Annotated in this window: 14 protein-coding genes; 6 read left to right on the forward strand and 8 right to left on the reverse strand. The window is 64.5% G+C overall.

Features of this window, described 5'->3' with window-relative positions; all coding sequences use genetic code 11:
* Positions 1–993: YkvI family membrane protein (locus tag AK81_RS21120; protein ID WP_043202166.1), on the forward strand; the 993-nt coding region annotated here is incomplete at its 5' end.
* Between the two features lie 154 nt (positions 994–1,147).
* On the opposite strand, the gene mcpA is transcribed toward AK81_RS21120, so the two are convergent.
* Both mcpA and AK81_RS21130 read right to left on the reverse strand, forming a co-directional pair.
* Positions 1,148–3,034, reverse strand: a complete 1,887-nt coding sequence (gene mcpA, locus AK81_RS21125) for a methyl-accepting chemotaxis protein McpA (protein ID WP_043202169.1) — start codon at positions 3,032–3,034, stop codon at positions 1,148–1,150.
* Between the two features lie 141 nt (positions 3,035–3,175).
* Positions 3,176–4,054 (reverse strand): LysR family transcriptional regulator, encoded by an 879-nt coding sequence (locus AK81_RS21130; RefSeq protein WP_043202172.1) that lies wholly within the window; start codon positions 4,052–4,054, stop codon positions 3,176–3,178.
* Positions 4,055–4,156: 102 nt separating this feature from the next.
* On the opposite strand from AK81_RS21130, the gene AK81_RS21135 reads away from it, so the two are divergent.
* Positions 4,157–4,585: a PACE efflux transporter gene (locus AK81_RS21135; RefSeq protein ID WP_043202174.1), complete on the forward strand. Its 429-nt coding sequence runs from the start codon at positions 4,157–4,159 to the stop codon at positions 4,583–4,585.
* 123 nt (positions 4,586–4,708) lie between these two features.
* On the opposite strand, the gene AK81_RS21140 is transcribed toward AK81_RS21135, so the two are convergent.
* From AK81_RS21140 to AK81_RS21155, 4 genes are all read right to left on the reverse strand, one after another.
* Positions 4,709–5,770 carry a hypothetical protein gene (locus AK81_RS21140; protein ID WP_043202176.1) on the reverse strand — a complete coding sequence of 354 codons (1,062 nt, stop codon included), beginning with the start codon at positions 5,768–5,770 and terminating at the stop codon, positions 4,709–4,711.
* 244 nt (positions 5,771–6,014) lie between these two features.
* Entirely contained in the window at positions 6,015–6,683 is a 669-nt protein-coding gene (locus AK81_RS21145) for a GntR family transcriptional regulator (RefSeq protein WP_043202179.1), read from the reverse strand.
* Between the two features lie 16 nt (positions 6,684–6,699).
* Positions 6,700–7,404 (reverse strand): FadR/GntR family transcriptional regulator, encoded by a 705-nt coding sequence (locus AK81_RS21150; RefSeq protein WP_043202181.1) that lies wholly within the window; start codon positions 7,402–7,404, stop codon positions 6,700–6,702.
* A gap of 44 nt (positions 7,405–7,448) precedes the next feature.
* Entirely contained in the window at positions 7,449–8,762 is a 1,314-nt protein-coding gene (locus AK81_RS21155; RefSeq protein WP_043202184.1) for a C4-dicarboxylate transporter DctA, read from the reverse strand.
* A gap of 457 nt (positions 8,763–9,219) precedes the next feature.
* Here AK81_RS21155 and AK81_RS21160 point away from each other — a divergent pair, with 457 nt between their 5' ends.
* Complete coding sequence (locus tag AK81_RS21160; RefSeq protein ID WP_043202187.1) at positions 9,220–10,785, forward strand: methyl-accepting chemotaxis protein; 1,566 nt, start codon at positions 9,220–9,222, stop codon at positions 10,783–10,785.
* Positions 10,786–10,797: 12 nt separating this feature from the next.
* On the opposite strand, the gene AK81_RS21165 is transcribed toward AK81_RS21160, so the two are convergent.
* Together AK81_RS21165 and AK81_RS21170 are read right to left on the reverse strand one after the other, a co-directional pair.
* Positions 10,798–15,513 carry a dermonecrotic toxin domain-containing protein gene (locus AK81_RS21165; protein WP_043202190.1) on the reverse strand — a complete coding sequence of 1,572 codons (4,716 nt, stop codon included), beginning with the start codon at positions 15,511–15,513 and terminating at the stop codon, positions 10,798–10,800.
* A gap of 69 nt (positions 15,514–15,582) precedes the next feature.
* Entirely contained in the window at positions 15,583–17,337 is a 1,755-nt protein-coding gene (locus AK81_RS21170) for a sigma-54-dependent Fis family transcriptional regulator (RefSeq protein WP_043202193.1), read from the reverse strand.
* Positions 17,338–17,560: 223 nt separating this feature from the next.
* Here AK81_RS21170 and AK81_RS21175 point away from each other — a divergent pair, with 223 nt between their 5' ends.
* Genes AK81_RS21175 through AK81_RS21185 form a run of 3 tightly spaced genes read left to right on the forward strand, consistent with a single transcriptional unit; the run spans position 17,561 to position 20,615 of the window.
* Entirely contained in the window at positions 17,561–18,655 is a 1,095-nt protein-coding gene (locus AK81_RS21175; protein ID WP_043202196.1) for an ABC transporter ATP-binding protein, read from the forward strand.
* Complete coding sequence (locus AK81_RS21180) at positions 18,655–19,752, forward strand: ABC transporter ATP-binding protein (RefSeq protein WP_043202197.1); 1,098 nt, start codon at positions 18,655–18,657, stop codon at positions 19,750–19,752. The genes AK81_RS21175 and AK81_RS21180 overlap by 1 nt, the downstream gene beginning before the upstream one ends.
* On the forward strand, positions 19,749–20,615 hold the full coding sequence (locus tag AK81_RS21185) for a carbohydrate ABC transporter permease (protein WP_043202198.1): 867 nt from the start codon (positions 19,749–19,751) through the stop codon (positions 20,613–20,615). Before AK81_RS21180 ends, AK81_RS21185 begins: the two co-directional genes overlap by 4 nt.

The raw sequence follows: 20,615 nt of genomic DNA on the forward strand, positions 1-20,615 counted from the left end.
GAACTGTTGTTGTTCTTTGTCGATTTTGGCGTGTGGGGACTGGTCGGGGCGATGGTCAGCGCCGCCCTGTTCACCTTCCTTGGCATGGCCCTGGCGGCGTTGGGCAACCGCCAGCAGGCCACCTCGCACAAGGATGTGATCCAGGCCATCTGCGGCCGCCACCTGGGCCTGTTCGTCGACTGGTTGATCACCTTTTTCATGTTCGCCGTCACCGTGGTCATGCTGGCCGGCGGGGGCGCGCTGCTGGAGCAGCAGTTCGGCATTCCGGCACTGACCGGTAGCGTGCTGGTAACGCTGGTGGTGGTAGGCATCGTGTGCCTGGACGTGCGCAAGGTGATCCTGGCTATTGGCGCCATCACCCCGCTGTTGATCCTGGTGGCGTCGGCAATCGCGTTGTATGCCGTGTTCACCCGCGAGCAGAGCTTCGCTGCGCTCGATCACCTGGCCAGCCAGCAGCAGGCCGGCACCCGCCACTGGTTGCTGGGCGCGTTCCTGTATGTGTCTTACAACATCGTGGCCGGCGCGCCGATCCTGGCCATTCTGGGCGGTTCGGCCAAGGGCGAGAAAACGGCAATGTGGGGTGGCCTGCTCGGTGGCGCGGCGCTGGGCGGCCTGATGCTGGTGATGAGTGCCGGGCTGTTGTCGCGCCTGGACAGCGTGGCCGACTTGCCCATGCCGATGCTGTCGATTGCCAACGAGGTGTCGCCGTTGCTGGGGCTGGTGATGTGCCTGATCATCTTCGGCATGATCGTCAACACCGCGGTGGGTACGTTGTTCTCGTTCCTTTCGCGGCTGCTGCCGGCGGGCACGGCGAAGTTCCGCTGGGGCTCGGTGGTTACCGGGGTGGTGGCGTTTGGTTGCAGCCTGGTTGGGTTCATCAGCCTGGTGGGCGAGGTGTACCCGTTCTTTGGCTACCTGGGGTTCGTGCTGATGGCGGCCGTATTGCTGGCCTGGGTGCGCCGGGGCAGGGCCGCGAAAGCGGCAGTGGCATAAGGGGCCGCTGCGCAGCCCAATCGCCGGCAAGCCAGCTCCCACAGGTACTGCACAGGCCTTGCGGTCGGCGCGGTCAAGGTGGGAGCTGGCTTGCCGGCGATTGGGCCGGTACAGGCGACAACAAGCATTGGCCGTTGCCGCCTGAATCCAGCGGTTAGATCCTGAAGCTGCCCACCAGCTGCTTCAAGCGCCCGGCCTGCTGGGCCAACTGGTCGCAATGGCGCAGGGTGTCGTTGAGGTTCTCCACCCCCTGCTGGTTCAGGGCGTTGATCTGGGTGATGTCCAGGTTCAGGCTCTCGACCACGGCAGTCTGTTCTTCGGTAGCGGTAGCCACCGACTGGTTCATGCCATCGATTTCGCCAATGCGCTGGGTCACGCTGGCCAGGCGCACGCCGGCCTGGTTGGCCACCTGCACGGTCTGCTCGCTGGAAACCTGGCTGGTGTTCATGGTGTGCACCGCTTCGCGCGAGCCTACTTGCAGGCTGGTGATCATGCGGTGGATCTCTTCCGCCGATTCCTGGGTGCGGTGCGCCAGGTTGCGCACTTCGTCGGCCACCACGGCAAAGCCACGGCCGGCTTCACCGGCCCGGGCCGCCTCGATGGCGGCGTTCAGGGCCAGCAGGTTGGTCTGCTGCGAGATGCCCTTGATCACATCGAGGATCTTGCCGATCTCATCAGTGCTGGCATTGAGCGTTTCGATCTGCGCGCAGGATTCGCTGATGCGCTGCGACAGGGCGGTCATGGCGCTGATCGCTTCCTCCACCACTTCACGGCCACCGTGGGCCTGCTCGCTGGCGCCGCTGGCGTGCTGCGAGGCATCGGCGGCGTTGCGGGCGATTTCCTGGGTGGCGGCACCCAGTTCGTTGATTGCCGCGGCGACGCTGTTGGTGCGCATGCTCTGTTCTTCAGAACCGCTGATCGAGGCGTTGGACGCGCTGACCACTTTCTCCGACAGGTCATGCACCAGGCGGGTGGCCGAAGACACTTCGCTGATCGAGGCATGGATGCGCTCGACAAAGCGGTTGAACGAGGTGGCCAGCTCGCCGAACTCGTCCTTGTTCTGCACGGTCAGGCGGCGGGTAAGGTCGCCTTCACCCTCGGCGATGTCGCGCATGGCGCGGCCCATGGTGGTCAGCGGGCTCATCAGCACCGGGATCAGCAGGCCGAGCAGGCCGGCGATGGCAGCCACGGCAATCAGCATGGCGATGATCGCCGAGGTGCGGAACTGGCTCAGCGCGGCGTAAGCCTTGTCTTTATCGATCGACAGGCCGATGTACCACTGCGCCGAAGGCAGGCCGGCCACCGGGGCGAAGGAGATGATGCGGTCCTGGCCGTTGAGGGTGACATCCTGCATGCCGGCGGCAACCCGCAGGTTGCTGCCCGGGTAGATGTCCTTGAGGTTCTTCATCACCTGGTCTTTGTCGGGGCTGACAATTACCTGGCCATTGGCGTCGGCCAGGAAGGCGTGGCCGATGCCGCCGAAATCGACCGAGTTGATGATTTCGACCAGGGTGTCGAGGGTCACGTCACCACCGACCACACCCATCAGCTCGCCATTGTTCTTGCTCTTCACCGGGGTGGCGATGGTCACCATCAGGCCACCGACTGCGCCCTGGTACGGGGCTGTCAGCACGGTTTGCCCGGCGCTGGCGGCGGCGCCATACCACGGGCGCTGGCGGGGGTCGTAGCCGGCAGGCATCTGGGTGTCCGGGCGCTGTGTGAACACACCGTTGGCCTGGCCCAGGTAGGTGAACAGGAAATTGCGCGTGTAGGAAGGCTGCTCGATCAGCCCGGCCAGGGTCTCGCCGGCACCTTGCTGGCCGATATCCTGGGCCAGGTTTTCCAGCACCAGGATGCGCCCGCTCATCCAGTTTTGCACGCTGCTGGCGGTGAGTGCGCCGGACTGCTGCACCGAGGCTTCGATGTTCTGGCGGATAGTATTGCGTTGCAGGTAGTCGTTGTAGAGCGTGAACAGGGCAAATGCCAGGACCACGACGCCGCAGGCGCTGAGCAGGATCTTGTGGCGAAATTTCAGGTTCATGTTTCGAGACCTTGAGCCAATGAGGGGAGGGCGCAGGGCGCTCATGACGCACTGCGGGGCCTATCGACCGGGATATCGGCCCAAGGGGTAAAAGATTGAAGTGCTTACGGAAATTTCTTGAGGTCGTTTCGACGGGCGGTATCAGTGGCTACCCAGTTGCTCGATCAAAAGCCGCGCGGCTTGCTGCAGCGGCTGCTGCTTGCGCCACAGGATATGTACCGGCAGCTGCAACTCGTTGCGGGTATTGCGAAAATCCAGGCGCACCAAACGCCCGCTGGCCAGTAGCGGCGTGACCCGCGACAGAGGCAGGTCGCCCCAGCCCAGGCCGGCTTCGACCATCTGCAACGCCAGGTCGAAGCTGTCGGTGGACCAATGCGTTGCACCGATCAGCGGGCGCGGGTCGACCAGCGGCAGGTCGCGGCTGCGTACCAGAATCTGGCGCACCCGGGTCAGGTCTTCGAGGTAGTGAATGCGCCCATCGCGCAAGGCTGGGTGGGTGGGCGACAGGGTCGCCACCAGTGACTCCATGCCGATGTGCTGGAAGCCGCGCCGCGCATCGACCTGCAGGCCGGCAAAGGCCACACAGAGGTCGGCCCGCCCACTGTCCAGCAGATGCAGGGCTTCTTCCTGCGGGGCGCTGAGCAGGGCGATGTCCAGCAACGGGTGGCGCTCGCCGAGGCTGGCGATGGCGGCCAGCAACGGGCGGTGGTCGATGTCTGGCACAACGGCCACGCTCAGGCTGCTTTCCAGCCCTTGGGACAGCTCCAGGGCATGCACCTGCAGCAGCCCCAGTTGTTCGGCAATCAGCCTGGCGTGTGGCTCCAGGGCCAAGGCCTTTGCGGTAGGCCGAACCTCGCGTGAGCCGCGTTCGAACAGGCTGTAGCCCAGCTCGGCCTCAAGGTTGCCGATGGCCATGCTCACGGCCGAAGGCACCCGCTGCAGGGCGCGTGCGGCGGCGGAAAACGAGCCGCGGTCGAGCACGGCAAGAAACAGCTGGATGTTATCGCTGGAAAAGTTCATGGCAGCCTCCTGTCAGTAGATCTGACAGCTGCTGACTTTTGCTGTCAAGCACGATGAAGCATGATCGCGCCCCATCGCTTTTGTCATTGGAGGAAACCCCGGGTGCAGGGACTGAAACGCAAACTGGTCTACGTGACTTTCTATGAACTGATAGGGCTGTGCATGTCGACCCTCGGGCTGGCCTACCTGTCGGACACCCAGGCGTCGCATACCGGGCCGCTGGCGGTCATGATCACCACCATCGCCATGCTCTGGAACCTGGTCTACAACACCCTGTTCGAACGCTGGGAGAGCCGACAGGCCACGCGCGGGCGCAGCGTGGGGCGCCGAGTGGCGCATGCCATCGGTTTCCAGCTGACCCTGGTGGTGTACCTGATCCCGTTGATTGCCTGGTGGCTGGACATGACGCTGGTTGAAGCGCTGCTGGTGGACATGGCGTTCATCATTCTGGTGCCGTGCTACACCTTTGCCTACAACTGGGCGTTTGACCGGGTGTTTGGGCTGCCTAGCTCGGCCATGGCTACCGCTTGATGTAGCTTGTACCGGCCTCTTCGCAGCACAAGGCTGCTTCTACAGGCATCGCACAACCTTCAGGCGGGTGCGGCCCCTGTAGGAGCAGCCTTGTGCTGCGAAGAGGCCGGCACAGAAAAACGGCTAAGGCGGCAGGCGGATGATCAAAGGTTCTTGCTGCTGCTTCACCTGCTGCTCCACCGGTTGCTCGACCGGCCGTGGCATGCTGGCCAGCAAGCTGTCCTCAACTTGCCCCGACAGGTAATACACCCCCGCCATTGCCCCGCTCTGGCGGTTCTCCATCAACTCTTGCCATTCCTGGTTCAGCGCCACGTTGAGGATCACCCGCAACTGCTCGACCATCTGCGGCTGTTCACGGTCATGGGTCATCATGCCGTAGCCGGCCGCGGCGATCGAAATCATAGCCCCTGCCACTTTGCCGACTGCCGATGCCACGGCGCTGGCGATGCCGCGTGGGGCAAGGGTAGCGCCGAGCTTGTCGCTCGCCTGGGTGGCCACCGAATTCAGCCCGACATCGGTCCTTCCGGGGCCTTTGCTGGCCAGTTGGTGAAGGTGCTGGCGCATGGCTTGCCAGGCCGGCTGCTGGTCCAGCGGCTTCGCCCGTAGCAGTTGATACAGGCTGGCATTGCGGGCATCCGGTGGCCCCAGGGCGATGGCGGGAATACGGTTGAGGCGCTGGCTGATTTGCTCAGGCGGCGCGTTGTAGCGGCTGATGATGGCGGGTAGCTGTTGGCCGAACAGTTGCAGGTACAGCTCGCAGGCACGGTCGCGGATGCCCTCGGGGTTGATCTGTTCGGCCACCGGCTCGATCACCCGCTCGTGGTACTGCTCCTGCAGGTACAGGGCCAAGCGCTTTTCCGCCGGCTCCCGGCCTTTGCCACTGTCCAGTTTGTACCAGGCCACCTTGAGGGTCAGCCACTGCTGTGTCCAGTAGCCGGTGAACCAGGGGATGAAGTCACTTTCGGTGCGCTGTTGTACCTGCTCGCGCCACACCCGCATGGAGCGCCGGGCATAGTCGTTGGCAGAACCGGCTGCGCCGACCGAAGCGTCGATCAGTTCCTGGTCGATGCGTTGCCAGGCGGCCGGCGTAAGTACCGCTGGCGGTGGCGGGGCAGGTGGGCGCTTGCCCGCACAACCGGCGAGCGCCAGCAGAAGGCACAGCAACAGAAGGATTCGAGAGCTCACGCAACCGCCTCCCTGATAGAGGCTGGGGTGGTTCTCGCAGTATAGGGTTGGGGGCGAGGTGCTGCCGTGCAGCCCATCGCCCGGTCAGCACAGATGCAATTTTGTGGGAGCGGCCTTGTGTCGCGAAAGGGTCGCAAAGCGGCCCCAGGATTTCAGCTTCGCAGCAAAAATATCCGGGGCCGCTTTGCGGCCCTTTCGCGACACAAGGCCGCTCCCACAAAGGGACCGCGTCGGTTTGCCCGGGTTATTTCAGGTCGAGCTTTTCTTCCAGGCGGTCCAGGTGCTTGTGCATCAGCCCAAGCGCCGCCTCGGCATCGCCTTGCTCCACGGCATCGATGATCGCCGCATGTTCTTGCCAGGCGCAGTGGTCGCAGCACGGCGATTCGTAGCGGGCGATGATCAGCGAGGTCATGGGCACCAGGCCATTGAGAAACCGCGCCAGTGGCGCATTGGCTGCCACCTGCGCCAGTTTCAGGTGAAACTCGCCACCCAGGCGGATCGCCGCGCATCGTTCGCCGCTTTCATGGTGCTGGCGCTCGCGTTCCACCAGCTGCCGCAGCTGGCGCACCTGCGCCGGACGGGCGCGCTGGGCGGCCAGGGTGATCAGCGTGGTTTCGGCCAGGCGCCGGGCACTGAGCACCTGGCGCGCCTGGTCCGGGTCGGGCGCGGCCAGGTGCGCGGTGTGGCTGGGGCGCTGCACCACCACCTGCTGGTCGGACAGGCGCCCAAGCACACGGCGGATCACCGTGCGGCTGACACCAAAGGCATGGCCCAGCGCCTGCTCGGGCAACAGGGCACCCGGTGGCAGGCGCTGTTCGAGAATGGCGTCGAACAGCCGAGGGTAGATCTGCTCGGCCGACAGGCGGGTTTCGCCAGCAGCCAGCAGGGCTGGCAGGTGGGGGGCGGCGTTCATGGTCGCTCTCCTGGGGTCATGGGCGCGGGTGGTCGTCCGGGATGTTCAGCGGGATGCCCATGCGCTGGCCTTCGGCCAGAATGTGCTGGCGCATCTGGGCGCTGGCCTGGGCACTGTTGCGTTCGCGAATGGCGCGTACCACGGCTTCGTTTTCCTTGAGCCGTGCTGCCAGGTGTTCGGGCGAATTGCGCAGCATGTCGGCACTTTGCTTCAAGGCATTGCCGGTCTGCTGCACCACGCTCTGGAAGATCGGGTTGGTGGTGAGGGTGAACAACGCCTCATGGAAGGCGATGTAGGCTTTTACCCCGGCTTCGCTGTCATCGGCCTCCAGCGCTTCACGCATGTCCATCAGGGTGAGGCGCAACTGGCCGACGTCCTGGCTGTTGGCCGACTGCGCCACCAGCCCGACGATGAAAGGTTCGAGGGTGTAGCGCAGCTCCAGCACATCGGCCAGGCTGGCCGCGGCGCTGGTGTCCATGCCCGGTTCCTGGGTGACGGCGTCGGCATCCAGTACCAGTACGCCCTTGCCCGGCATTGAGCGCACCAGGCCCAGGGTTTCCAGTACGGTCACCGCTTCGCGCAGGCTTGGGCGGCTGATGCCCAGCTGTTCGGCCAGCTCGCGCTGGCCCGGCAGCATGTCGCCGGTGCGCCATTGGCCCCGGGCCAGGGCCTGGCGCAGTTTTTCCACCACTGAGGTGACGACGGTCGATGAGCTGATCACGGTTCGCTCCTGCAAGGGCCGGCGTCATCGCCGGCCACTTTCGGTCAAAATTCCTGTTGATGGTGTGTGTTGGGCTGTTTGCGCGGCGTAGGGGTAAAGCTGAGCTTGCCGTCGAGCACGTTCTGCGCGCGCTCCAGGTCAATGTCCTTTTCCCAGCGGGCGATGGCCACGGTGGCCACGCAGTTGCCAATCAGGTTGGTCAACGCCCGGCCGATGCCCATGAACCAGTCCACCGCCAGCACCAGCACCAGGCCCACCACCGGAATCGCCGGCACGGCAGTCAGGGTGGCGGCGAGGATCACCAGCGCCGAGCCTGGGATGCCGTGAGCCCCCTTGGAAGTCACCAGCGACACCAGCAGGATGGTCAGCAGGTCGGTCATTTCCAGCGGCGTGCCGGTGGCGTTGGCGATGAACACGATGGCCAGGGTCAGGTAGATGGAGAAGCCGTCGAGGTTGAACGAGTAGCCGGTGGGGATGACCAGGCCGACCGTGGAGCTGCCGATGCCCAGGTGTTCCAGCTTGCGCATGATCTGTGGCAGCACGGCGTCGGAAGACGCGGTGCCAAGGACGATGGTCAGCTCTTCACGCAGGTACTTGATCAGCGGCAACAGCTTCAGGCCCGACAGGCGCATCACCGTCCCCAGCACGATCAGCACGAAGCCGGCGCAGGTCAGGTAGAACAGTGCCACCAAACCGCCCAGGTGCTGCAGCGATTCCAGGCCGTACTTGCTGGTGGTGAAGGCGATGGCGCCGAACACGCCGATGGGCGCCAGGCGCACGATCATGCCCATGATGCGGAAGATCACGTGGCTCAGTTCGTTGATCAGCCGCGAGATACCGGCGGCCGAATCACCAACCAGGTTCAGTGCGCTACCGAACAGCACCGAGAACAGCAGTACCTGAAGAATGTTGTTGTCGGCAAAGGCACCCACCACTGAGGTGGGGATCAGGTCCATGAAGAACGCCGTGGCGCCATGGATATGCTGGCCGCGCTCGGCCAGGCCGTTGGCATCGGCGCTGGACAACTGGTCCAGATGGATGTTGGCACCGCTGCCGATGCCACTGCTGAAGGCGAACACCAGGCCGATCACCAGCGCCAGGGTGGTCAGCACTTCAAAGTAGATCACCGACTTCAGGCCGATGCGCCCGACCTTTTTCAGGTCGCCCGCGCCCGAGATACCGCTGACCACCACGCAGAACACGATCAGGCCGATGAGCATCTTGATCAGCTTGATGAAGCCGTCGCCTAGGGGTTTGAGTTGCAGGGAAACTTCGGGAAAACTGAGACCGCAGGCGATGCCGAGGGCAAGGCCAAGCACGACTTGCAGGAATATCGAACGCGAGCACCATTTGAGCATGGAGGGAGTCTCTGATCGGTGTCCTTGCTTCGGTAGCCGCACGGGGCGAAAGAGCGCAGGACTTAATTATTGTGGTCTTACCGGTTTGTTCAGCGCGAAGCCATAAAAGCGCGAAAAAACCTAGATTGCAAGGGTTTTTGGCCTTACCGGTCTGACCAGTTGTGGGGCATTTTGGCTTCCCAGGCTCTAATTCGGTGCGTGCCACGAATGGGGCTCGTACGAATTTGTGCAGGACTTGGCCGTTGCCTGAAACACATCTGCAATCAGCTTGCCAAGCGCTGTAGCGAGCTTTGAATCATGAATAACTCCATGATCCGTAAGGTTTATTTGCTTTATACGGCGGGACTCGTAGAATCCGCGCCTGACCAGGCAGTCACCTAGCGAGCGTTTGCGGGCTTATTCATCCCGAAAACGCTCCGCAGCGGACGCCTGGCACCCCCATGAATGGAGTCTCATCGTGCGTCTCAACCTGCCGGTAACCCCGGTCGAGCAACGTTTTCCCTCTGGCCAGCGGCTGATTTCCGCTACCGATACCACTAGCCTGATCACCTATTGCAACCCGGAATTCGCCGCCATCAGCGGCTATAGCCAGGCTGAATTGATCGGCAGCCCGCACAACCTGGTGCGCCACCCGGACATGCCGCCGGCGGTGTACGCGCTGATGTGGCGCTACCTGAAGGCTGGCAAGAGCTGGATGGGCATCGTCAAGAACCGCTGCCGTAACGGCGACTATTACTGGGTCAATGCCTACGTCACGCCTATCCTCGAAGGCGGGCGGGTGGTCGGCTATGAGTCGGTACGGGTGTGCCCTACGCGTGAGCAGGTGGCACGCGCCGAAGCTTTGTATGCGCGGATGCGTACCGGCCAGGCGGCACTGTCGGCGTCGCGCCGGCTGACCATGCTGGCGCAGGCCTTGGCCCTGCCCCTGGCCGGTGGGCTGCTGGCGCTGGGCGCCAACCAGCTGTGGCCTGGCCTGGTGGGGCAGGGGCTGACCGTGGGTTTGTTCATGGCCTATGGCCTATGGGTACGCAACGCCCTCGGGCGCCAGATGCAGCAGGTGGTCGAGGGTGCCGAAGGTACCTTCGCCGACCCGGTCGCGGCGTTGACCTACAGCGACCTGCCTGGCGCTGCCGGGCAACTGCAACTGATGCTGATCAGCGAAGAGGCACGGCTGAAAACCGCGTTGACGCGCTTGAGCGACCTGGCCGGGCAAATGGCCGTGGCGGCCCACGATGCCGGGCAGCTGTCACGCAGCACCGAGGCAGCGTTGTTGGAGCAGCGCGCAGAAACCGACCTGAGTGCTACGGCGATGAACCAGATGGCGGCCTCCATCGGTGAAGTGGCCAACCACGTGCAGTTGACTGCCGCCGAAGCCCACACGGCTCACCAGCTGGCCGAACAGGGTAGCCAGGTGGCCGATGCCAGTGGCGCGGCCATTCGCACCTTGGCCAGTACGGTGACTCAGATCAACCAGGCGGTCAGCCACCTGGCCGGTCAGACCGGTGCCATCGCCGAGGCGGCCGGGATGATCCGCGGTATTGCCGAGCAGACCAACCTGCTGGCCCTCAACGCAGCCATTGAAGCCGCGCGTGCGGGCGAGCAGGGCCGTGGTTTTGCCGTGGTCGCCGATGAGGTGCGCGCACTGGCTGACAAGACTCGCCAGTCGACCCTGCACATCCAGGCCATCATCGACACCCTGCGCAGTGGCGCCGAGGAAGCCGTGGCAATTGCCAGCCAGGGCATCACGGGCGCCGAGCAGGGCGTTGCCCAGGTACAGGAAGCCCGCCAGGCACTGCATGGCATTCGTGATGCGGTGCAGCGTATCAGTGACATGAGCCAGCAGATGGCCACCGCCTCGCAGCAGCAGTCGGCGGTGGCTGAAGACGTTTCGCGGCAGATCAATGGCGTGGCCGGCATTGCCCAGCACAGCGCCCACAGTGCCAACGCCGCCGCCTCGCGCGGCGCCGAGCTGGAACAGGTGTGCGCCGGGTTGCGCGCCCTGGTGGAGCGCTTCAACCGCTGAAGGGATGCAAATTTATCGGGCGGCGCCGAGCGTGCTGGCCATGGCCTCGGTCAGGCTGCGCAGCAACGCCTGTTCCGCCGCCCTGCGGGTGCTGAGCAGCAGGGCGCTGGCCCGTTGGTAAATGGCGCTTTCATCGGCGTGGCGCCCGGACACCAGGTCGACCCGCTGCACCGCGCCGTTGCGCCGCCAATGCAGGCCCTCGATGTGGCCCAGTTCCCGCTCCAGCGCATCGATGTAGGCTGCCGGTACGCTGGGCCCGGTGTAGTCCCCTGGGTTCTCCGTGGCTTCGGTCAGTTCGCTGTGGTACTCGCTCGCGGCGTCCCAGTCCCTGGCCAGCGCGTCGAATTCATCAGCACGAAGCCGGCGCAACCAACGCTGCCAGAACGGCTGGTCGCAGGCCCATTGGCTGAACAGGGCGGGGTTTACCTCGGCCCTCACGGCAGCACCCAGGCGGTTCACGGTCGCGGGGCTCAGGCGGGCGAGATAGTCGAACAGGATCTGCTGCGGTTGGGGTGGCAGCCCTAGCGCGTCGCGCAGTTGCATGCGCGCATGCAGGGCCATTTCGATTTCGTCTATGTGGTAGTTCGGTTCGATCAGTGCTGCATCGCCGAGGTCGTCGTCGGCATCCAGAGGCGGTGCGGCTTCTCGTGCTGCAGCGTCTGGTGCTTCTGCCAATGCCCGGCGCCTGGCCACGCGGGCGTTGTACAGGGCGCCCACACGCTCGTCGAGGCGCTGCTGGCGCAGCAGCCCGGCGGCACTGTGCAGCGCAACGTGTTCGCTCCGCGCATCGGGCGCTGCGTTATTGACCGCGTCCCACAGCATGACATCGGTTTCGATCTGCTGGAACAGCAGGCTGGCCTGGTCGACACAGCCCTCGGTGGCGTGGTGGATCGCCTCCATGACCTGCTCGTGCAGTTGCGCACGGCCCCATCCGCCGCTGTCCGCCTCGCCCGGGGTGGCGCTCAGCGTGCGCAGGACATGCTGCATGCGGGCCCGCATCTGGGTTGGCTGGCTCAGGTAGTCCGCTGTTCGGGTCAGCCGTTCGAACAGCAGGTACAGCGGCTGCCAGGACGGCTCGTTGGCGGTCAGTGCCTGGTGCTCCAGCAGTTCGTCAGGCCAGTCGATGTGCCAAGGCTCTTCGGCATCGCCGACGCTGATCGCGGGCAGTCCGGCATCGGCCAGCCGCAGTTGGGCCTGCTCGCTGAACGGATTATTGTCGAAGTCGAAAAGGGCTCGCGGTTCGCCTGCGCGCACTGCCTCGGCGAAGGCGCTGCCGTGCAGGTCGGGTACCTCGGTGAGCTGGTTTTCGCTGAGGTCCAGGCTCAGCAGTTGCAAGGGGCGCTGGTTCAGCAGTTCGGTGAGGCCCGCGGGCCAATGGCCGATGCCGGTTTGTTGCAGGTCCAGTGCCTGCAACTGGTGCCATCCGCTGACATCGGGTGCAAGGTCCAGCGGGTTTTCACTGATGAACAGGGTGTGCAGGTGGTTCAGCCGGGCGAGGGCGGCCCGGCTTTGCTCGGTCAGGGTGGTGTCGTTCCCGGCCATGCTCAGGTCGACCAGTGATGGCCAGCGCTCCAATGCCAGGAAGTGCTCTGCGGCCAGGTTCAGCCCATTGCTGTCGATAGCCAGGGACGCCAGTGACGGCAGGTTCGCCAGCCGGTCCAGCGCAGCGACTGGCAGTGCCGCAAGCGCATTGCCCAGATTCAGACGCACGAGGTTGCTGCGCCCTTCCAGCAGATCGAGGGTAGCGTTATCGGTCAGGTCCAGGCCGTTGCCCGACATATCCAGGCTTAGCAGTTCCTCCATCTGCCCGATCGAGGGCGGGATGTATTCAAGCATGTTGCCCTCCAGGTCCAGGGCCCGCAGGTTGGAGAACCTGCCGAGGAAGCTGTCCAGGCTGGCGTGCGATGATTCAGACAAGCCGGTAAGGCTCAACTGGCGTACATGAGCCATTGATGCAGGCAGGGTGGGCAACGCACCGAGGTTGCGGCCATCGAGGTCGAGAATCACGTATTCGATGCTGCTGGCGGGGTTGGTCGACTCCCTGCGCCAGGCCATGCGCAGGCGCCTGGCTGCCTCGATGCGCACTGCGCGTTGTGCGACGAGCGTGCCGCCGCTGCTGACATGAGGGCTGTGAATCCACAACTGCAGGCTGCTTTCCAGCTGCATGTATTCGCCTCTGAGGCGCTCAAGCAATGCGCCAAACGGTTGTACCCCGGCTTCCTGGAGCAGGCGTTGGCGCAGGATCAGGCGTGCTTGCGGCTCGGTGGAAGGGAACAAGCGGTTGAACAGTTCATCGTCGGTAAACCACCCTTGGCCGCGCCCGCTCAAGGGGTAGCCGATCTGGCCACCGGGCAGCCTTCGTGGCAAGCGGTACCAGGGGCGCACCGGTTGCATGCCCAAGTACCGCGCCGTGGTGGCGCGGTCGCTGACGAGCTTGTCGAACAGCGCATGGTTGAGCCTGTCGGGCTCATGGATCTGCAAGCCGAGGGAGGTTCGTTCGCTGTCAGGCAAGGCATTGAGGATCGCCTGGAAGATGTCGTCCCGGTTGGCCAGCGTTTCTCCCTGCTCACTGCGGGGCTCATACCCGTTTTCGGTACGTATGACGGTTTTTGCAGGCAGTGTTTCGTTGCCGCAGGCATGCAGCAGACGGCCGGGAGCTGAACCGTCCCTCAGTTCAATGCGTACCTCGCCCGTCCAGCCGGTCAGCTGTTCGAGTGCGCCGAATACCAAGGCGTCGCGATCTGCGACCGGGCCAACGGGCTGGTGCAAACGGGCAAGGGCACGGTTGATACGGGCCTCCCTCAGGTACAGGCGGGCGGTTTCGGCCAGGTGCATGGGCAGGCGCTGGGTACGTTGCATCTGTAGCAGGTCTGCGGGGCGTGCCTGGTCGAGTATCTCGGCTTGCGCCCTGGCACTGAGTGAAGGGAAATCCCGTGCCAGCAGGTCGCCGTTGGTTGCGCGCATCGGAGGCGCAGGCACCAGGCCACCTAGCATTTCCAGGCTGTCGAGGAGCAACGCAGGGGCGGGCTCGCGGTCGACCATTACCCGGCGCAGAATGGCTGCGTCGTACCCGCTGCATTGCAATGCGCGCTGCAGCGCAGCCTGCTCCATGCCCGTGGCGCGATGGGCCAGCCGCTCCAATAGCTGTGCGCGATCCCAGTGCAACGGTTGTTCATGGGCGAAAATCCATGGCCCAGGTTCCTGGCCCTGCAAAGCCGGCTTGAAGCGCTGCCTGGTGCCTGCGGCCAGGCGTTGACCGTGGAAGGGCGTGAGGTCGCCGTGCCACAACCGCGTGCCCACCTCGCTGTCGACCAAATGCCAACCCTGCAATGGCCCGGCGGGTGCGTTCAAGCCCTCTACGGCGCCCAGGGCTGCGAACTGCACCAGGCTTTCGATCACGCCGAACAGGTGGGCGATAGCCTCGTCGCTGTCTTGCTGGTTGGCAGCATGAACGCCTTCGAGGAACTCATCGACGATCTGGGCGCCACCCACCACCAGCATCAACTCGGCTAGGCCCGGTACAAAGAAACTGGCCATGTTCAGCACCGTCAGCCCGGTGCCCAGCCAACGTTCGAGGCGCTGCAGTTGCGCGCGTGCGTCGAGTTGATCGACCGGTACGGCGACACTGGCGGCATCGACGAACTTGCGCTCCACCAGGGTTCGCGCGCGCGACGCGAAGCAGTTGCCTGGCCATGGCGCCAAGGTCAACGGCAGCCTGACGTTCTTGTCGCGGGTTTCCTGCCAGATGTCGCGAGGCCCGGGAAAGGCACGCTTGAGCCAGCTGAACCGGTCACCTTTGTCCAGCACCGGTGTTGTCGCTAGCAGTTCGGCATAGGGGTAGTGTGGGTACAGGGTGTCTCGCAGGCGTTGCAGGAACCCGGCCTGCTCGGCCAGCGGTACGTGGCGGATGAAGAAAGTGCGGAAATCGTGATCGGCCAGCCGGTCGGTGAGGTCGGCTTTCAAAGCGCCCAGCGAGGCATGCTGGCGCAGTGCACCCTGCGGATCGCCCGGTAAATACAGCAGGCAGGGCTCGTCGGCTTCAGGGGCCTGCAACTGGATGACCATAGGGCCATTTAACGGGGTGCCGAACAGGCTGACGAACTGGCACAGTACGTTTCGGCTGCCCTTTTCAGTGGTGATTTGCGCACCGTTGTCCAGAGCGGCCTGTGCCAGCGCCGCGCCGTGGCTGTCAATGTGGCCACGCAGTCGGGCCATGGCCAGCTCGGCGCACAATGCGCTGTGGTCCTGGGTTTCGAGCAGGCTGCGAAATGCATCGTTATCGACGATGTCGCCCAGGTGGTAACGGTAGCGCTGGCCCAGGTCCAGGTTGCGAATGCCCTGTAACAGCGTCGCGGCATCCAGCTTCAGGGGGCTGAAGTCTGCGGCGAGCACCCTCACGGGGGTATCGGCTTCAGCATTCTGCAAGGCGGCTTCGAGCATCGACAGGCGCCTGGGGGGCGCTGCGCCGGTGAACACAACGTGTGCCTCAAGCAGTGTTGCCACTGGGGTGTCCGGGAACCAGCGTGCCAATGCTTGCGTCAGCAGGGGCTGGCAGAAGGCATCCACTGGCTGCAACGCTGCCAAGGCCTGTTTCAGGCGTTGTGTCTGGCGCTCGCTTTCGCGAATCAGCAGGGCCAGTTCGGCGCGCTGGGCCGGGCTGGCCTGGCGTAACCACTGCGGGATCTGACGCTGGACAAGGGCGAGATGGGAGTGGTGTGCATGTGTCATCGACGGCTCCTGCTGGAAGGGAGCCACGAGCCTAGCGATGAGCGGTGCAGGCGGGCGGGTAGATAGACACTACCTGTCGAAAGCACGCAGCCGCTTGTAAAGCGTGGTCCGGCTTATGCCCAGCCCACGCGCCACTGCCGAAAGGTTGCCATTGGCCTGCTGCACGAGTGCCTGCAGGTCTGCTTCCTCTGGCACAACCCATACCGGCACCTGCGACTCGGCAAGAAAACCCGCTGGCAGGTGCTCCACGCCAACCGGATCATCGCCCGCCAAGGCCAGCGCCACCTGCAGCACACTCACCAGCTCACGCAGGTTGCCTGGCCAAGGGTGCTGGTCTAGCAGGTCGATGATGGCGGCGGGCAGTCGCGCAGGTTGCCTGGCGTCACGGTAACGGGCATGCACCTGTTCGATCAGCCGGCGCCGGTCAGCGCGCTCGCGCAGCGGCGGCAATACCACGGCCAGGCCGGCGATGCGGTAATACAGGTCTTGGCGAAAGCGCCCGGCGCGCACTTCTTCGGCCAGGTCGCGGTTGCTCGCCGACACCACGCGGATATCCACTGCCACCGGCTCGCCACTGCCTAGCGGCTGAATGCTGCGTGACTGCAACACACGCAGCAGGCGTGCCTGGGTGGGCAGTGGCATGTCGCCGATTTCATCGAGAAACAAGATGCCGTGGTCGGCCTTGCGGATCAGCCCCGGGTTGCCCTTGTGGTGCGCGCCGGTGAAGGCGCCTTTGTCGTAGCCGAACAGCTCCGACTCCACCAGGTCGGCCGGGATCGCCGCACAGTTGACGGCAACCAGCGGCCGGTCGGCGCGGCTGCTGGCGCGGTGCAGGCTATCGACGAACACTTCCTTGCCGACGCCGGTTTCACCTTGCACCAACACCGGGATGTCTTTTTCCAGTAACAGGCCGGCCTGTTGCAACGCTTTGTCCAGGCGCGGCTCGCCACTGTCGGCCTCGGGGCGGCGAGCGGTTTCGCGTGGGGGGTGCCACTGGCAATGAAAGCGGTTGCGCCCGGTGGCTTGCAGGGCAAATGCCTGTTCTCGGGGATGACTGAGCAGCTGTTGCAGGGGCAACTGGAACAGCTGCTCGATGTTCTGCCGCAGCGGATTACCGCCGAGCAGGCTGTCGGCCCGGTGATTGGCGGCCAGCACCTGCCCGCGCTCATCGAACACCAGCAGGCCGGCCCAAGGGCTGTCGAGGTTGTCGGAGGCGCTGTTGAAGATCAGTTGCGCATGCCGGTCGGCATGCTCGGCCAGGATCAGGCGGTTTTCCAGGCTCTGGCCCATCATGCGCACCAGGCCAAGCGTCTGGCTGGCCGGCAGGTAGCCATCGCTGGCAACGTCGAGCACTCCGACCAGTTGCCGCGCGGCGTCGAACAGGGGGGCGGCGGCGCTGGACATGTAGCGGTTCTGGCGCAGGAAGTGTTCGTCCTGGCCCACGTGGATCGCCTGGGCGCAAATCAGTGTGGTGCCCAGGGCATTGGTGCCGACGCCATGCTCGAGCCAATGGGCACCGGCGCTGAAACCATGCTGCTGGTTCGGCTCGATGAAACGCCGCGAGCCCCAGCTATCGAGTATGCAGCCGCTGGCATCGGCCAGCATCACCAGGTAGCTGGCGTTGCCCAGCAGGTGTGTGTATTGCGGCAGTACTTCCTCGCGGGTCAGGCGCAGCAGGGCCTGGCGCTTTTCCAGCAGGGCGCTGAGCTCGGTGCGGGTCAGGCAGTCGAAGTCCGGCGCGTGCTGCGGCTGCAAGCCGTGATCGCGGCAGCGGGCCCAGGAAGCCTGGATCAGTTGGGCGTGGGTCGAAGCGGATGCGGCCATGGGCCTGTCCTGTGGGGTTGTTGTTATGGGCCGACCGCTGTTCAGTGTTGTCCACGGGTGTTCATTGTCAAACCGGCAAGTGTTCAGTTGTTCAGCGATTGTGTTCAGGTGTGAAGCCGCGATTTGCCAGCGCTGCCACCCAGGCCCCGGACCAGAGCACCGGGAAACGATTGGCACGGAACTGGCTGTACCTGGCAGACAACAATCACAAGAAGGCCACGCCATGTCCCTGGTGCTGGAGCAGGTCAGCCGCAGCGTCGATAACCAGTCCTGGATCGTCGATGCCTCGCTGCGTTTCGAGCCCGGTTCGTTCAACGTGCTGCTGGGCCGCACCCTCGCCGGCAAGACCAGCCTGATGCGCCTGATGGCGGGGCTCGACCGCCCGGATCGGGGCCGGGTGCTGATGGATGGCCAGGACGTCACCGGTGTGCCGGTGCGCCAGCGCAATGTGTCGATGGTGTATCAGCAGTTCATCAATTACCCGACCTTGAGCGTGTTCGAAAACATCGCCTCGCCGCTGCGCCAGGCGCGCATGGCTGAGGACCAGATCCGCCGGCGGGTTCAGGAAACCGCCGAGATGCTGCGCATCGAATCCTACCTGCAACGCCTGCCGCTGGAACTGTCCGGCGGCCAGCAGCAACGCACGGCGATGGCCAGGGCATTGGTCAAGGATGCCTCGTTGATCCTCTTCGATGAGCCGTTGGTGAACCTCGACTACAAGTTGCGCGAAGGTCTGCGCCAGGAGCTGCGCGAACTGTTCGCGGCGCGTCATTGCATTGCCGTGTACGCCACCACCGAGGCCAACGAGGCGCTGGCGCTGGGCGGCACCACCACCCTGGTACACGAAGGCCGGATCGTGCAGAGCGGGCCCACCGCCGAGGTGTATCAGCGCCCGGGCAGTGTGCTGGCTGCCGAGCTGTTTTCCGAGCCGCCGATAAACCTGGTGGCCGGCCGTATCAGTGGCAATGAGGTGAGCCTGGCCCAGGCCGTGCATTTTGCCCGCAATGCCGACTTGCAGCCGCTGGCCGAGGGCGACTACCGCTTTGGCGTGCGCCCCAGCCATATCACCCTGGTGCCGGCCCATGATGATGACCTGGAGCTGGCAGTGCTGGTGGAACTGGCAGAGATCAGCGGTTCAGAAACCTTCCTGCATGTGCGCAACGAATACTGGCGCATGGTCCTGCACCTGCCCGGGGTGCACGAATACCAGGTGGACACGCCGATTCGGGTGTTTATCCCCACGCACAAGCTGTTCGTCTTCGACAGCGCCGGGGCGTTGGTGCAGGCCCCGGGGCTGCGCCAGGCAAGGAGAGGGTGATGGCCGAAATCCGCCTGCGCCAACTGGCGCACAGTTACAGCCGCCAGCCCGTCAGCGAAGCCGACTATGCCCTGCACGCACTGGATCATGTGTGGGAACAGGGCGGTGCCTATGCCCTGCTCGGGCCCTCGGGCTGCGGCAAGTCGACCTTGCTCAATATCATTTCCGGGCTGCTGACGCCGTCCCATGGCGAAGTGCTGTTCGACGGCAAGCCGGTCAACCAGCTGTCACCCCAGGCGCGCAACATCGCCCAGGTGTTCCAGTTCCCGGTGGTGTACGACACCATGACGGTGTACGACAACCTGGCCTTCCCCTTGCGCAACCAGGGGCTGGATGAAGCCCGGGTGCGGGCCCGGGTGGAAGAAATTGCCGAGGTGCTCGACCTGGCTAACGTGCTGCGCAAGAAGGCGCGCAACCTCAGTGCCGACGAAAAACAGAAAGTCTCCATGGGCCGCGGCCTGGTGCGCGATGACGTGTCGGCGATTCTGTTCGACGAGCCGCTCACGGTGATCGACCCGCACCTGAAGTGGAAGCTGCGGCGCAAGCTGAAACAGATCCACGAGCAGTTCAACATCACCATGATCTACGTCACCCACGACCAGCTGGAGGCGTCCACCTTCGCCGACAAGATTGCGGTGATGCACGGCGGGCGCATCGTCCAGTTCGGCACCCCGCGCGAGCTGTTCGAGCGGCCACGGCATACGTTTGTCGGCTACTTCATCGGCAGCCCGGGGATGAACCTGATCGACGTGCGTACCGAAGTGGACGGGGTGGTCTTCGGCGATGTCCACCTGGCGCTGCCCGATGGTTTGCGCGAGCGCCTGGCGGCGACGGCGGGTGGGCGATTGCAGGTGGGCATTCGCCCGGAATTCGTGCAGCTGTGGGACAGCCCGTTCGAGGGTGCCCACCCGGCACGGGTGCTGGATGTCGAAGACCTGGGCACCTACCGCATCGTCACCCTCGAACTGGGCGGTGTCGCGCTCAAGGCGCGGCTAGGCGAAGACCGCCCGTTACCCGTGGACCAGGCCTGGGTCAGCCTGCCGGCGCAGTGGCTGATGCTGTACGTCGACGATGTGCTGCTGGAGGCCGGGCCATGAACAACAAGGTGCAGAACAACAAGGCCTGGTGGCTGGTGCTGCCGGTGTTTTTGCTGGTGGCGTTCAGCGCCGTGGTACCGATGATGACGGTGGTCAACTACTCGGTGCAGGACATCTTCGACCAGTCCAACCGCTACTTCGTCGGTGCCGACTGGTACCGCCAGGTGCTGCGTGACCCGGCGCTGCACGATGCGCTGCTACGCCAATTCATCTACTCCACCTGCGTGCTGCTGATCGAGATCCCGCTGGGTATCGGCATTGCCCTGACCATGCCGACCAAAGGCCGAATGGCCTCGGTGTGCCTGATCATCATGGCGATCCCGTTGCTGATCCCGTGGAACGTGGTCGGTACCATCTGGCAAATTTTCGGCCGTGCCGACATCGGCCTGCTCGGCGCCACCCTGGCCAAGCTCGGGGTCAGCTACAACTATGCCGGCGACCCATTCGACGCCTGGCTCACCGTGCTGGTGATGGATGTGTGGCACTGGACCTCGTTGGTGGCATTGCTGTGCTATTCGGGCCTGCGTGCGATCCCCGACGTGTACTACCAGGCCGCGCGCATCGACCGTGCCTCGGGCTGGGCGGTGTTTCGCCATATCCAGCTGCCCAAGCTGAAAAACGTGCTGCTGATCGCGGTGATGCTGCGCTTCATGGACAGTTTCATGATCTACACCGAGCCATTCGTGCTGACCGGTGGCGGGCCGGGCAACGCCACCACGTTCCTCAGCCAGACCCTCACGCGCATGGCCGTGGGGCAGTTCGACCTGGGCCCGGCGGCGGCGTTCTCGCTGGTGTACTTCCTGATCATCCTGCTGGTGTCGTGGCTGTTCTACACAGCCATGACCCATGCCGACAAGGACTAG

Source organism: Pseudomonas putida W15Oct28 (assembly GCF_000708715.2).
Classification (GTDB): Bacteria; Pseudomonadota; Gammaproteobacteria; order Pseudomonadales; family Pseudomonadaceae; genus Aquipseudomonas; species Aquipseudomonas putida_R.

Excerpts from the sequence above, each read along its gene's own strand:
- mcpA (WP_043202169.1), bottom strand. The coding sequence starts at position 3,034 with ATGAACCTGAAATTTCGCCACAAGATCCTGCTCAGCGCCTGCGGCGTC.
- AK81_RS21130 (WP_043202172.1), bottom strand. The coding sequence starts at position 4,054 with ATGAACTTTTCCAGCGATAACATCCAGCTGTTTCTTGCCGTGCTCGAC.
- AK81_RS21145 (WP_043202179.1), bottom strand. The coding sequence starts at position 6,683 with ATGAACGCCGCCCCCCACCTGCCAGCCCTGCTGGCTGCTGGCGAAACC.
- AK81_RS21155 (WP_043202184.1), bottom strand. The coding sequence starts at position 8,762 with ATGCTCAAATGGTGCTCGCGTTCGATATTCCTGCAAGTCGTGCTTGGC.
- AK81_RS21165 (WP_043202190.1), bottom strand. The coding sequence starts at position 15,513 with ATGACACATGCACACCACTCCCATCTCGCCCTTGTCCAGCGTCAGATC.
- AK81_RS21170 (WP_043202193.1), bottom strand. The coding sequence starts at position 17,337 with ATGGCCGCATCCGCTTCGACCCACGCCCAACTGATCCAGGCTTCCTGG.
- AK81_RS21175 (WP_043202196.1), top strand. The coding sequence starts at position 17,561 with ATGTCCCTGGTGCTGGAGCAGGTCAGCCGCAGCGTCGATAACCAGTCC.
- AK81_RS21180 (WP_043202197.1), top strand. The coding sequence starts at position 18,655 with ATGGCCGAAATCCGCCTGCGCCAACTGGCGCACAGTTACAGCCGCCAG.
- AK81_RS21185 (WP_043202198.1), top strand. The coding sequence starts at position 19,749 with ATGAACAACAAGGTGCAGAACAACAAGGCCTGGTGGCTGGTGCTGCCG.